Annotated in this window: 9 protein-coding genes, 1 pseudogene and 1 riboswitch; of the genes and pseudogenes, 1 reads left to right on the top strand and 9 read right to left on the bottom strand. The window is 34.9% G+C overall.

Going from position 1 to position 14683, the window contains the following annotated elements; all coding sequences use genetic code 11:
• Entirely contained in the window at positions 1–1224 is a 1224-nt protein-coding gene (locus tag LF845_RS01585) for a GGDEF domain-containing protein (protein ID WP_242819236.1), read from the bottom strand.
• 250 nt (positions 1225–1474) lie between these two features.
• Between LF845_RS01585 and aroF the strand changes: the two genes are divergently transcribed.
• The gene (gene aroF, locus LF845_RS01590) at positions 1475–2488 is read left to right on the top strand and encodes a 3-deoxy-7-phosphoheptulonate synthase (protein WP_242819237.1); all 1014 of its coding nucleotides are present in this window, start codon (positions 1475–1477) and stop codon (positions 2486–2488) included.
• A gap of 37 nt (positions 2489–2525) precedes the next feature.
• Here the strand turns inward: aroF and LF845_RS01595 are convergent, their stop codons facing one another.
• The 8 genes and pseudogenes from LF845_RS01595 to LF845_RS01635 form a co-directional block, all read right to left on the bottom strand.
• Complete coding sequence (locus LF845_RS01595) at positions 2526–4451, bottom strand: cytochrome c3 family protein (RefSeq protein ID WP_242819238.1); 1926 nt, start codon at positions 4449–4451, stop codon at positions 2526–2528.
• A 144-nt stretch (positions 4452–4595) separates the two neighbouring features.
• Positions 4596–5894, bottom strand: a complete 1299-nt coding sequence (locus LF845_RS01600; RefSeq protein ID WP_242819239.1) for a sigma-54-dependent transcriptional regulator — start codon at positions 5892–5894, stop codon at positions 4596–4598.
• Positions 5875–7725, bottom strand: coding sequence for a sensor histidine kinase (locus LF845_RS01605; RefSeq protein ID WP_242819240.1), 1851 nt, complete (start codon positions 7723–7725; stop codon positions 5875–5877). The genes LF845_RS01600 and LF845_RS01605 overlap by 20 nt, the downstream gene beginning before the upstream one ends.
• Positions 7726–7845: 120 nt before the next feature.
• Positions 7846–8529: an anaerobic ribonucleoside-triphosphate reductase activating protein gene (locus tag LF845_RS01610; RefSeq protein WP_242819241.1), complete on the bottom strand. Its 684-nt coding sequence runs from the start codon at positions 8527–8529 to the stop codon at positions 7846–7848.
• A pseudogene (locus tag LF845_RS01620) lies at positions 8501–10716 on the bottom strand (ribonucleoside triphosphate reductase). Before LF845_RS01620 ends, LF845_RS01610 begins: the two are co-directional and overlap by 29 nt.
• Before the next feature lie 96 nt (positions 10717–10812).
• Positions 10813–11013: riboswitch (cobalamin riboswitch) on the bottom strand.
• Positions 11014–11288: 275 nt separating this feature from the next.
• The gene (locus tag LF845_RS01625) at positions 11289–12620 is read right to left on the bottom strand and encodes an ammonium transporter (RefSeq protein WP_242819244.1); all 1332 of its coding nucleotides are present in this window, start codon (positions 12618–12620) and stop codon (positions 11289–11291) included.
• A 10-nt stretch (positions 12621–12630) separates the two neighbouring features.
• Positions 12631–12969 (bottom strand): P-II family nitrogen regulator, encoded by a 339-nt coding sequence (locus LF845_RS01630; RefSeq protein WP_242819245.1) that lies wholly within the window; start codon positions 12967–12969, stop codon positions 12631–12633.
• A 207-nt stretch (positions 12970–13176) separates the two neighbouring features.
• On the bottom strand, positions 13177–14679 hold the full coding sequence (locus LF845_RS01635) for a YifB family Mg chelatase-like AAA ATPase (protein WP_242819246.1): 1503 nt from the start codon (positions 14677–14679) through the stop codon (positions 13177–13179).
• Positions 14680–14683 lie beyond the last annotated feature (4 nt).

The raw sequence follows: 14683 nt of genomic DNA on the forward strand, positions 1-14683 counted from the left end.
TTAGCCTACCCTCTTAGACTCGAAAAATATGCAGTTACGACCGCCGGCTTTTGCCATATAGAGATTTTTATCAGCTCTATCAATGGTTAGTTTAATATCTTCTTTTGGCTTATATTTAGCTATTCCAATACTTACGGTGATAGTTTTTGTATCATTATTTAACTTAAATTTAGTGTTTTCCATACTCAGCTTAACCTGACTTGCCACAGAAAAGGCATCTTCAAAACTTCCCTTGACAGTAATTAGAAACTCTTCGCCCCCATACCTAAAGGCTTCAACAGTATTGTTGGTAAAATTTTTCAAAATCTTCCCAAAATGTCTTAGGACATTATCACCGGCAAGGTGACCATAGGTATCATTAACATCTTTAAACTTATCAATGTCAGACATCAATATATAAAAATCTTCAGATTTTTTTATAGCAGCATTCTTAAGCTCACTTAATATTTCAAGCATCTTGTTTTTTCTATAAAGCCCTGTCAACTCATCGGTAACAGATTGTTTCCTATAATTTTCAATCTCTTTTTTAAGCTCTTCATACTTATCTTTATAACTTATAAAGTCGCTCTCAATTTCTCCAAAAGTACTGTTGAGATTACGTTTAAAATTTTTCTTTGAATAAATTTTTTGTTCAAGAATTTCAGTGAGAGAGTTTGTAAGCTCAGCCACCTGCTTTTGTAAATTATCTATCGATTGATTTTTCTCAATATTTTCCTTCAAACCTTTAACACTTGAAAGGATATTTTCATCTTTTGCACTGTCTTCATCAATAAAGTTTAAATTTTCATCTTTAAGATTTTTTACAACATTTTGAGTATTTGTTATCTTTTGAGAAAATTCTTTTATAAACGAATATATTTTTTCAAGGGTAGATTCATAATCACTGTAATATTTCCCTAATATTGCTATAATTTCACTCATTTCATTAAGGAGATTGTAGCTATTTAGTTTTTCAAGCTTTTTGCTGATAAGCTCAATATCTTCAAAATCAAGATATTTTTTTATATTGTGGCTATTGTTATTAAATGCCTTTTTAATATCTTCCACAAAGTTGGTAGAAGATTTGTTCAGCTCTTTTGTAAGGGAGATAATCTCTGAGTCAGAGGCCAAATATTTTTTAATATTAGCAGGAGTTAACTGTTCACCTTTATCCTTAATTTGCTTCAATATTACCAATGTCTTTGTCGATAATACATTAAAATAGTTTGAATATTCTCTTTCCATAGGGCATTTTTAACAGCTTTCACTAAAAAAAACAAGTTGACTTTAAAAATTTTAACGATTATAAATTTGCCATGAAAAGTTTAACCTTTGAGCTATTCAAAAAATCTGTTGACTCATTTTTCTTTAACTTTTTCTTTTTTTACTTTTATAAGTTGAGGTATACCGCCTGAGGGTGAGCCTATAAATATTAAAATAATAAAGGCCACAGGCGGTTATACCGCTTGTGGCCTTTTTTGTTATGGAGGATTGTATGATAGTAGTAATGGAAATTGGAGCAACTGAGCAACAATTAAAAGATGTCTGCACAAAAGCTGAAGAGTTTGGGTTCAAGCCACACATCATCTTTGGAAAAGAGAGAAATGTCGTAGGGCTTATCGGGCTTAGTGACAAAGACCATATCGGGCTTATTGGTGATATGCCGGGGGTTGATAAAGTGCTCCCAATCACAAAACCTTATAAGCTTGCAAGCCGTGAGGTAAAAAAAGAAAAATCGGTCATTGATGTAGCAGGCGTAAAGTTTGGGGGGGAAGAGATTACAGTTATTGCAGGACCTTGCTCCGTGGAGAGTGAAGAGCAGATTATCAAATCAGCCGAATATGTTAAAGCTGCCGGGGCAAAAATGCTCAGGGGTGGTGCATTCAAACCGAGAACTTCACCTTATGCATTTCAAGGGCTAGGGGAAAAAGGTCTAAAACTTCTTGCAAAAGCAAGAGATGTAACAGGGCTTCCTTTTGTTACTGAAGTCGTCAATCCGAGGGATGTGGATGTGGTCTACAAATATACCGATATGTTTCAGGTAGGTGCAAGAAACATACAAAACTTTGCACTATTATCACTTTTAGGAAAAACCAAAAAACCTGTGCTTTTAAAAAGAGGGATGGCCACAACCATAGAAGAATTTTTAATGGCAGCAGAATATATCCTTTCAGAAGGAAATAGTAATGTAATTCTCTGTGAGAGAGGTATAAGAACTTTTGAAACTGCAACAAGAAACACCCTTGATATTAGTTGCGTGCCTGTTGTCCAGGAAAGGTCGCACTTACCAATAATAATTGACCCAAGCCACGCAGCTGGTCATTGGCATTATGTTACACCGCTTGCTAGAGCTGCCATTGCAGTTGGTGCTGACGGTATAATTGTAGAGGTACACCCTGAGCCTGAAAAAGCTCTAAGTGATGGTGCACAGTCTTTAAAACCGGACCAATTTATCAAAATGATGGGAGAGTTAAAAGCAATAGCTCTTGCCGTTGGCAGATATATGTAAAAAGTTGAGGGGGCAAAAGCCCCCATTATTTTTGCCACTATTCCTCTCTAGATAGATTTTCAAGCATCCTTTCTGCTATCTGTTGGTTATGAGGCAAAATAGCTTTAATTTTTTTCAGTTGTTCAGACTTTATTTTATCCTTATTAAACTTTAATCTCAAATCGTGTATTTGGGCATACAACATATTGTATTTATTTAACTGTTTCTCATACTTTTGGTCGTCAAATGGTATGGAAAAATCTATACCTTTCACATTCCAAGCCTTGCTATCGTATACAAACGGTGCAAAATCGTCCACATTTCTTCCTTTTACTGGTATTATTTCACTAAAGTTAAAGTCACTGAATATCAAACCATCTTTACCGGCTTTAATAACATATGAACCATAAAAAGGTTTGTTAACATCAGTTTTCACATCATAAGCAAACCAACTGGTAGCAATCTGTTCGTGGCTTGCATGGCAACTGTTACAACTCCTACCACTTCCTATGGCATGAGACATTTTGTCCATTTGAATCCAGGCAAGCATATTATCATTATTTTTCAAATTTCTAAATATCCCGGTTATTACATACATATCATTTACTTCATCGGGTTTTCTCTCAATAATAAAGTTTTCCGGCTCACCAATTTCGGTTTTACCTTTTACGACGGTCTTTTCAATCTCTCTAAGTTTTAGACCTGTCTTTTCCACATCACCTTTAATGTTCATAACTGCCATAGGGTAGGGTTTAACAGGGATCCACTTCCCAGTTGTCGGATGTTTAATCAAAGTTGGCATACTTCTGGTACCATAATATTCTTTATGTTTAGCAAAATAATTAAATTGGCCTTCCGACATTCCAGGACCCCAGAAAGTAAACTGGTACGCGCCAACCTCTTTTATGTGGCAAGATGTGCAATCGACATTTTTGTGATCATCACTTGCCTTAATAGCTTCTACAACTTCATTATGACAGCTTGAACATGACTCTTTAGCATCATTTGACGCCAAATGCCCGTAGCTGTGATTTTTCATTTTGTGACAATCGATACAATTTATACCATTTTTAGAGTGAACGTCTGTTGGCAACTCATCATACGGAAATGCAAATTCTTCACGGATATAACCAGCGCCCCTTCTCCTATCCATAGGACCTGCATGGCATATTGTCCCTTTTCCACTTCCATAACAGCTTAAATTTTCGACTTTTTTGGCAAACAAATGTCTAGCATTTGACTTTTTAAATCCTTCATAGTGACAATCGTTACAACTGGCATGGCACTTATTACAACCTCTGTTTTTCCCGGCATTCATTAACTCTGTAAAATCTTTGGTACACTCATCCTTTATCTTCTTGTAGTTATCCCCCCACCAAACACCGCAATTTTGAGGTCCTGGAGGGTTAGCTGTCCAATCAGTAAAACCCCTTTGATACTTGTTAAGTCCCATTCCAGACTTATTATAAGCCTCCAATTCATTCTCATGGCATTTTCCGCATGTTTCTTTTGCAATTTTGGGTGAATAGGCCATGGTTTTAGGATCGTGATCATGATAAAAAAGTTGGATTATCTTTTTAATTCCATATTTTTCTTTAGCCTCTTCAGTAGGTTTCCTAATCAACAATTTTGTTCTGTCATTCCCTTTTGGCTGAATTGGATCAAAGTTCGTAACTTCTCTGCTCACAGCTTCATATTTATGTTTTTTACCAACTGCTGCATAAAACGGTCTTGGCATATTTTTGTGAGCTTCATCCTTATCCATCGTTTGATTGTTACCAAGGTGACAATCTACACAAGTTGGAACACCCTCCATGTTAACTTCTTTGTCAACTTCAGTCGGGTTAAGATACATTTGAGGATATCCTAATTTTTCCAAAGCTTGCTTGTCAGAATGACATTTGACACAGCTGGAATCAGGGTCATACGCCATTGCCATAGTACAAATAAAAATAAAAATTAAACAAAATAAAGTTTTCTTCATCTATTCCTCCTTCAAAAGTTTATTCGTTTTATGCAAATAAAATGCCAAAAGACTTGTTCAAAAAATGTTGTATTTCTTCAGGCCAATTTATAAAAATGTTGGATTTTGAGAATTATGTGTTTTAAAATGCAACACAAATATTATTTATTGTAAATTATATTCTTTTAATTTTCGATAAAGTGTTGATCTGTCAATCTGTAAAATAGCAGCAGTTTTTACTTTATCATAATTATTTTTCCTAAGTACATTCATTATGTGGCGTTTTTCAATATCTGAAAGACTCAATTCTTTTTCTTCGTGTCCAAATGTTTTTTCTGTAATTATTGAAGTACCGGTGATAGTGCATTCATTACTTTCGATTATCATTGCCCGTTCTATAATATTTGACAATTCTCTTACATTACCCGGATAATCATATGACAAAAGCTTACTCCTTGCCTTTTCTTCAATGTCTATAATTGTTGGGTTTAAACTTTTAAATTTTTTAATAAAGAAATATGCCAGTGGCAATATATCCTCTTTTCTCTCTCTTAAAGGTGGTATTTTTATTTTAACTACACTAATCCTATAATATAAATCATCTCTAAAACCACCATTTTTAACTAACGTGTTCAAGTCCTTATTAGTGGCGGTAATCAGCCTTATGTCACTTTTTTCAATACCCTCCGAACCCAAAGGGTAAAAAGTTTTAGTTTCAATAAACCTTAAAAGTTTAGACTGAATAGGAAGAGGTATTTCACTTATTTCATCTAAAAATAATGTACCTCCATTTGCGACAGAAATAAGACCTCGCTTATTTCTATCAGCGCCTGTAAACGCTCCTCTTTTAAAACCAAACAATTCACTTTCAAAAATGTTTTCCTGAAAATTTGCACAATTAATCGAAATTATAGAATTATTATTTCTTGAGCTATTTTCATGAACAAATCTAGCAACAAGGTCTTTCCCTGTTCCACTCTCCCCTTCGATTAAAATATTAGAATCTGTTTTGGCTGCTTTCTGTGCAAAAGCAAGTAGTTGTGACATAACACTTGAGTTATACACAATGTTTACTTTATTGGCCTCCAAAAGAATTCGTTCTTTTATATTTATTGTTTCTGAAATTTGAGATAATTTTAGCTTTAGTACTTCTATATCAACAGGCTTAAGCAAATAATCATAAGCGCCCGACTTAATGGCATCAACTGCTTCCTCAACGGTACCATATCCGGTTATTAACATTACATGTATATCACCTGATATCTCTTTTATTTTTTTTAATAAATCAAGTCCATTAATTTTAGGCAACTTTATATCCGATATTACCACATCAACAAACTCGTTTTCCAGATGGTTTAATGCCATCTCAGGGTCTGTAGTCCCATAAACGTCATAATTATTCTGAAGACTCCTTACTAACGTATTGTTTAATACTTTATTATCTTCAATTACCAAAACTTTCATATTTATCAAACCTCAAAACAAATTCCGTCCATTCACCCTTTTTGGATTTTACTTCAATTTTTCCATTATGATCAGATACAATTTTGTGTACAAGACTCAACCCCAAACCCATACTTTTTTGTGGATTTTTTGTAGTATAAAATGGGACGAAGATATTGTTTATCGTTTCCTCGTCCATACCTCTTCCTTTATCCCTTATAATTATACAGACCTTATTATCTTTTTCAAAAACTTTTATAGATATTCTACATTCAGAATCGCATGCTTCAATTGCATTTAATAAAATATTAAACACTACTTGACTCAGCAAAACGCTATTACCTAAAATATTACAATCCACCAAGCTTGATTCTATAACTAAGTTATTAAAAATATTCTTGAAATATAATATATTACTTTCTATGACCTCTCTTATATTTACCACATCATTTATGTGCACTTTATTTTGAGGATCAAGTAATTTTAAATTTCTTATAATAGACACGCATCTTTTGGCCTCATTCTTTATATCGGTAATATCATTCATGTTTACCTTATCATTTTTACTTTCTTCTATCAGAATATCGCACAACAAAATAATTGAATTTAAAGGTGTGTTTAATTCGTGACTGATACCTGCAGACAAAAGTCCAATAGAGCTTAATCTATTTAAAAGCTCAATTTTTTTTTGTCTTTCCTCTATTTCCAAAATATATTTTTGCAGTGCACTAACCATTTCATAAATATTTTTCATTATTTCTTTTAGTTCATTATCCATTTTTGCTTCATCAACCTTGTAACTAAAATCTCCTTTCCCATAAGCATTAAGTGCCAACTTTATTTCATTTAATGGTTTAAAAAAGCTCTCGGTAAAAAATATGGAAACAAAAAGACTTAAAAATACGGAAACAATAAATATTGACAGTAAGTTTTTTTTAAGAACTTCAAGTACACTTAAATAATAATTGGAATAGAGAGTATTGCATATTACCCATTTTCGTGCCTTGTCTTTGTAAGGATAAACTGATGCAAATGCAAAAATATCTTCATTGATCTTAAATATACCAAAATCATCCTTCAGTTTATCAAACATCTCTTTTCCATAAATATTTTGAAAATAATAACTTGTATTATACTGATTAGCAAATTCGTAACTTTTATCTCTATGAAACAAAAATATACCGTTTCTTTCTTTATTCATATTATTTACTTCAACCAGAAAAGCCACGCCGGTATCTTTTTTAAATCTACTAACAAACTGGCCTATTTTCAATCCCCAAAAATTAACAATCAAATATCCAGCTTTGTTATTGTTAGACATTATTGGCACAACAGCTCTAACCATAGCAGGACAAAAATTAACGGTTTCAGGTAACTTACCCCTTTCAAAATTGGAAAGTATTATTTCTGAGGAATTATCTGCAACCGCTTCTTTGAAAAAGTCTTTTTCAGACAAACTAATTCCTTTATAATTGTTGACTTTTGACAAGACCTCCCCTTCCCTCACAAAAACCATAATCTGACCTTGTAAATCTGTTATACGTAGTGCCTGAATAACAGGAAGTTTAGAATATATTTCCAAAAACTTTTCCTCAAGCTTTTCTTTAATGTTAGCATCGTAATCTTCTAAAAACTTTTCAACCAAATAATCTCGGCTAATATTGTAGCTAATATCTTTGATATATCTTAAAAATTCCTCAATGGAGCTTTTCGAGTTTGCAGTAATCGTTTCTGCCTGATTCATAACTTCTAACAACAAAATTTGCTTGCTTTGATAATAGTTGATTGTTGTCAGAACAGTTAAAATAACAGTCACTAATATCAGTATGTGAATGGTAAGCTTAACCTTCATCTTATAATTTACCTTAATATAAAAGATATCTAATATCAAATACTTTATACCAAGACATCAAAAAGTTAACTCTATTAAACTTTATTTGGAAAAATAAGTGGAACTTTTCAAAAAGTAAAATTAGTTCCTAACGAATGCGCTAACATACTTCTTTAGTATTTTTTCAGTTTTTGTTAAAGATTCATCGTTTAATTCTGGAATAAATGTTTTATCTAAGCAATTATTTGTATATCGCTGCAAATAGATTATATCCAAACTTTCCAAATCCATTTCATCAAAAAAATATCTCACAGACTCTTCTGAGGGCACTTTCCAGACAGTATATCTTAATTCGAAATCTATATTTGACTTTTTAACCAGGCCAATTGTTTCTTTAAGTGTCCTAAGATCAAATCCACTTCTTGTGATATATTTAAAGTCATCATTATCAAAACCTTTAATATCTATCGCAATGTAATCAATTAGCCCTTCATCAATAATATCAGACAGTCTTTTCGGATAAGTCCCATTTGTATCTAACTTTATTGTAAAGCCATATTCACGCAAAAAGATGAGAAAATCTTTAAGACCTCTGTGCATAAGCGGCTCACCGCCAGTTATTGAAATATTCTTTACTGCACTTTTTGAAAGTTTATCAATTAGCTCATCACTGCTTAAAAGCGGCTCGGTTTCCAGCACCAAGTGTCTGTTGTGGCAATACCTGCACCGCAAGTTACATCCTGATGTAAATACGGTGCAGGCAGCTCTACCTGTAAAATTATTGAGAGATAAAGGCTCAAATCCTGCTATCGGCAAATGAAACATTATACGTTTCTCTATCCTTAAATTCTTCCTGCTTACTCTCATTCCAATTATCAACAGGCCTATGGTATCCTACCACCCTGCTGTAAACTTCACATTTCGTCCCTTTTACATTTTTTAATTCTTCTTCCAAAATTTTAATTTTTTCTTGATTGCTCATTTATTACCTCCTACTTTTAGTTGTCTGATTTCTGATAAAATTTCATTTGTTTTTTCCTCTTTACATATTGGACAATAATGATGCTCCCCTTTTAGATAACCATGAATAGGACAAATAGAAAATGTCGGCGTAATTGTAAAATAAGGGATTTTGTAACTGTAAGCTATCTCTTTTACAAGCTCTTTTAACGATGCAGTATCATCAACAGATTCACCAATAAATGTATGAAAAACAGTCCCTCCGGTATAAAGCGGCTGTAAATTGTTTTGATGTTCAAGAGCAGAAAACAGATCAAGCCTTGAATCCACAGGCAGTTGAGTTGAATTTGTATAATAAGGCTTATTATCACCTGAAGTAAAAATTCTTGGATAATACTTTTTGTCCAATTTTGCCAATCTATAGCTCGTCCCTTCAGCAGGAGTCGCTTCAAGGTTGTAAAGCATATCATCCTCTTCCTGAAATTTTATTAAATTATCATTCATAAAATTCAACACTTTTGCCGCATATTCTAACCCTTCCTTGCAGTCGATTCCTACCCCTAAGAAATTATATAGTGATTCGTGCATACCGATAATACCGATGGTATTGAAATGATTTTTCCAGTATTGCCCCGTATGATTTTTGATACTATCAAGATAAACCTTTGAGTAAGGGTAAAGCCCCATATCGGTGTATTGCTCCAAAATCTTTCTTTTAATATAAAGGGACTGTCGTGCTATATCCATCAAATGAGATAATCTTTTAAAATAGCCACTTTCATCTTCCGCCAAATAACCGATTCTCGATAAATTTATGGTTACAACTCCTATTGAACCGGTGAGAGGATTTGCACCAAAAAGCCCCCCGCCTCTTTTTCTAAGCTCTCTATTATCAAGCCTAAGCCTGCAGCACATACTCCTTGCATCTTCAGGTGACATATCACTATTCACAAAGTTTGCAAAATATGGTGTCCCATATCTGCCTGTCATACGCATCAAATCTGTAACAACCGAATTTTCCCAATCAAACTCTTTTGATATATTGTATGTTGGGATAGGAAATGTAAAAATTCTCCCCTTCGCATCCCCCTTTGACATCACTTCTATAAATGCTTTGTTGATTAAATTAACCTCACGCTGAAACTCTCCATATTGATATGATGTAACTTCCCCTGCATAAACCACAGCCTCATTTTTAAAATTATCAGGGACTGTCAAATCAAAAGTAAGATTTGTAAAAGGTGTCTGAAACCCTACCCTTGTGGGGACATTCAAATTAAAAATGAATTCCTGAATCCCCTGTTTTACCTCTTCGTAAGAAAGATTGTCAAATGCTACAAACGGAGCCAGCAGTGTATCAAAATTGGCAAATGCCTGTGCACCCGCTGCTTCACCCTGAAGGGTATAGAAAAAATTGACTATCTGTCCTAACGCCGTCCTGAAATGCTTTGGCGGTGCACTTTCTACCTTTCCATAGACTCCACCAAATCCCCTAAAAAGCAAATCTTTTAAATCCCAACCGCAACAGTAAACTGACAAAGAGCCCAAATCGTGTATATGAATATCTCCGTTTACGTGGGCATTTTTTATCTGCTCAGTGTATATTTTATTGAGCCAATATTTGGCTGTAATAGAAGAAGATATAAAATTATTTAAACCTTGAAGGGAAAATGTGGTATTGCTGTTTTCTTTAATTCGCCAATCTGAGCCACTTAAATATTCGTCTAAGATGTTTTCTATTTCACCAAAAGCCTGCCTTAATTCTCTGGCATCTGCTCTCTGTTTTCTATACAAGATATAAGCCTTTGCAGTTTTGGCATGTCCGTTTTCAATTAGCGTTTTTTCAACAATATCTTGAATATCTTCTACGGTTACCGAACCGATAGTAGAATATTTATCTAAAATAATAGACGAAATTTTTTGGGTCAGATTGGCAGCTAACTGTCTGTCTTCACCACCAACTGCTTTGGCAGCCTTAAATATAGCATTTGCTATCCTCTCAATATCAAAAGATACAAACCTACCGTCACGCTTAATTACTTTTATACTCATGAATTGACTCCTAAAGTGATAATTTTTAAATTAGTTTTTGCTTAAGAAAAATGTTTGATAATAGAAATAGACAGGCTACTCATGTCACTATCCTCCGTAGTATTATATTTTTGAGCTGTGTATCCTGGCTTGCTTTCATCCTACTTGCCGACCTTCCCACCTCATGTCTAAATTATCTTAAGACACTCGGAAGTGGCCAAATTGGCTTTCGTCCAGCTTACAGTTGCGGGGACAGCGCCGGATTTTCACCGGACTTCCACAGCACATTTAAATATTACCAGAAGGAGTATAACGTGTCAAATAAAAGTGAGATTTTGAAATATAAATTTGCAAGTTATTATAAAGTTATACTTTACACCAATCTGGAGCTGGTATCTTTCCTGAAAAGATTAAATTAACCACCATCTCTTGTTCGATTATTATTGTTAGACATTTTTATAGATAAATTGAGCTTTTTATATTTTTTCATAAAAGACAGAATGATGATCAATATACAATTTATTAGTACTAATTAAGAAAACTACCCCTGAATACCTACTTATGCTAAATATTCAGGGGTAGTAATTACAATATTATCTAATTAAAGATTTTTGAAACTCAGGATAAGCGTTAGCGCCATGCTCGAAAAAGTCAAGCCCCATAATCTCTTCCTCTTCGGTTACTCTGAATTTTATAAAGATATTTAATATCTTTACAACAACATATGTTGAGCCAAATGCCCAAATAAATGCTGCCAAAATACCAATAATTTGGCTTATAATTACTGGTTCAAGGGTATGGGTTTCAAAATTGTAATTAAATAATCCTGCTGCAAGTGTGCCCCATGCCCCGTTTACACCGTGCACCGAAATTGCACCCACAGGGTCATCTACCTTAATCTTATCAAAGAATATAACCGAATAGACTACAAGGATACCTGCCACTATACCTATGATAATTGAATAAAAAGGTGTGACATTTGCACATCCTGCAGTAATACCTACAAGCCCTGCCAATGCACCGTTTAATGACATACCGATATCAAACTTTTTATACCTAAAGTATGTCACAGTCATTGCCGACAACACTGCAGCTGCAGGAGCAAGTGTCGTATTCACTGCAATGAGTGGTAAAGCAGAGTCTGCTGCTGTTTCACTCCCCACATTAAATCCGTACCAGCCAAACCACAAGATAAAAACACCAAGTGCCGCCAAAGGGATATTATGGCCTGGAATTACCCTAATCTGGCCTTTATCCCCATATTTTCCAATTCTCGGCCCAATGATTATTGCTGCAGCAAGTGATGCCCAACCACCTATGGAATGGACTACTGTGGAGCCTGCAAAGTCTATAAAACCAAGCTTTTCAAGCCAACCATTTCCGTGAAAAAGACTTCCCCAAGCCCAGCTGCCAAAAACCGGATATATAAGCATTGACATAATAAAACTAAATAGAATGTAAAATTTGAAGTTTGCCCTTTCAGCTATAGCACCTGATACAATTGTCGCCGCAGTAGCACAGAATACTACCTGAAATATCCAAAAAGCTAACGTCCAATTATCCTGCATATCCCAATTTGACAGAAAAAATCCTTCAGTGCCGAAAAAACCTGTTGATGTTGCTCCAAACATTATGGCAAAACCAACCGCCCAAAATCCTATCGACCCTGCCGCAAAATCCAGTAAATTTTTCATTATAATATTAAGAGCGTTTTTTGATCTGGTAAATCCTGATTCTACCATAGCAAAACCAAGCTGCATAAAAAATACCATAAAGGCTGCGATTAATGTCCAAAGCCAGTCAGCATTTGTCTGCACCTGCTTGATGGATTCCTCAAGGGACTCAAGAGTAATTATCTTATCCCCTTCAGCAAAAACGGAAACGGATAAAATCAACAAATATATAACAGTTATAATTATTTTCATGGCAGACCTCCTATAAACTTTCATCATTTAGCTCATTTGTTCTTATTCTTAGTGACTTTTCAACAGGGATTACAAAAAGCTTACCATCCCCTATCTTCCCGGTTTTAGCTGCTTTAGCAATAGCATTTACAACATTTTCCTCTAATTCATCTTTAACTACAATTTCTATGAGCACCTTTGGCACAAAATCAATATTGTATTCCGCACCTCGATAAAGTTCACTGTGCCCTTTCTGCCTTCCATACCCCTTAACTTCATAGACGGTCATCCCTGTGATTCCGAGCTCACTCAGGGCATCCTTTACATCATCAAGCTTAAAGGGTTTGATAATAGCCTTGATAAGTTTCATAAAGACCTCCATAGAATTTAGTTGGAAACTAAGGAGCAACCTTTGTGCCAAAAAAATAATCAATTATTATTGGATTCTTATGAATTTATGCTTAAAGTTTGCACAAATATTTAATTTACTGGTTAAAAAATAATCAAATATAGCGTTTGTTAGAATGAATAGTTTTAAAACTCAACTTAAAAAAATCAGGTAACTCTGTTAAAGCAGTTACCCCCTATTTTCAAACCTATACTGGCAGGCTTCAAGAATATGCTTTTTAGAAACCTCATTGCTGCCTTCAAGGTCAGCGATAGTGCGGCTTATTTTCAAAATTTTCATATAGCTTCTTGCCGACAGTCCAAGCTTTTCATGGACATTTTCGAGGGTCAAATATGCCTCATCGGCAATATTTGCGTATTTTTTGATATGACGCTCAGTCATCTGACTATTGTAGTTAATCTTTTCTTTCTTAAATCTTTTCTCCTGCAATTGTCTTGCAAGCTCTACACGTTTCTTAATCTCTTTAGATGATTCTCCCTCCGGCAGTTTGTTTAATTCTTTTATATCAACTGCTTCAACATTGACATGCAAATCTATTCTGTCCATTATCGGGCCTGACAGCTTGCTCCTGTATTTTTGAATCTGCCCCATAGAGCATACACATTCTTTGTCTGTGCCATAAAAGCCGCACGGGCAAGGGTTACATGCCGCCACAAACATAAAATTGGCAGGATATACCACTGTCCTGTTTGCTCTGCTCACAGTCACTACCCTATCTTCCAAAGGTTGCCTCAACACTTCGAGAACATTTTTCTTAAATTCCAAAAATTCATCGAAAAAAAGTATACCGTTGGTGGCAATACTCACCAAACCCGGTTTTGCGTCCTTTCCGCCACCTATCACTGCCACATCACTTGCCGTTGGGTGGGTAATAATAAAAGGTCTGGTTTGGACAAGCCCCTTATTTTCCCTAAGAAGTCCCGCTACCGAATGAACTTTGGTAGTCTCAATAGCCTCATCTATCGTCATGGCAGGCATAATGGTAGGGATACGCTTGGCTATCATAGTTTTTCCGCTGCCTGGCGGTCCCATCATTAACAAATTGTGCATCCCTGCCGCTGCAATCTCAGATGCCCTTTTAACCAAAAACTGCCCCCTTACATCCGAAAAGTCAATATCATAAGTATCAGGGACAAACTCTACCCCTCCTTTGTAAGGCTCTTTCACATCTCCATTCAAAAAAGGTAGTATTTCTGATAACGTGTCAAATCCGTAAATCTCAATATTTTCAAGGACAGATGCTTCTCTTACATTTTCATTAGGTAATATCAATTTTGTATTATCTTCAAGACTTGATGCAAAAGGTAAAATGCCTGCTACCCCTCTAAGTCTTCCATCCAGAGAAAGCTCACCGGCAAAAGCAAATTTGTCTAAATCGGCATTTATAACCCCAGAGGCTTTCAACAGGGCTATCGCAACAGGTAAATCAAAATGACTCCCATCCTTTTTAAGATCGGCTGGAGCCAAATTGACTGTAATAGGTTTATCAAAGATATTAAATTCAAGATTTTTTAAGGCAGATTTTACCCTTTCACGACTCTCTTTTACGGCACCTTCAGCGAGCCCAACAACATTAAAAGATGGCATCCCCATATTTCGTATGTCGGCTTCAACATCCACCTGCTCGGAATTAATACCTATTAGAGTAAATGTTCTGACTTTTGCAAACATCTAT

Source organism: Deferrivibrio essentukiensis (genome assembly GCF_020480685.1).
GTDB classification, from domain to species: Bacteria; Chrysiogenota; Deferribacteres; order Deferribacterales; family Deferrivibrionaceae; genus Deferrivibrio; species Deferrivibrio essentukiensis.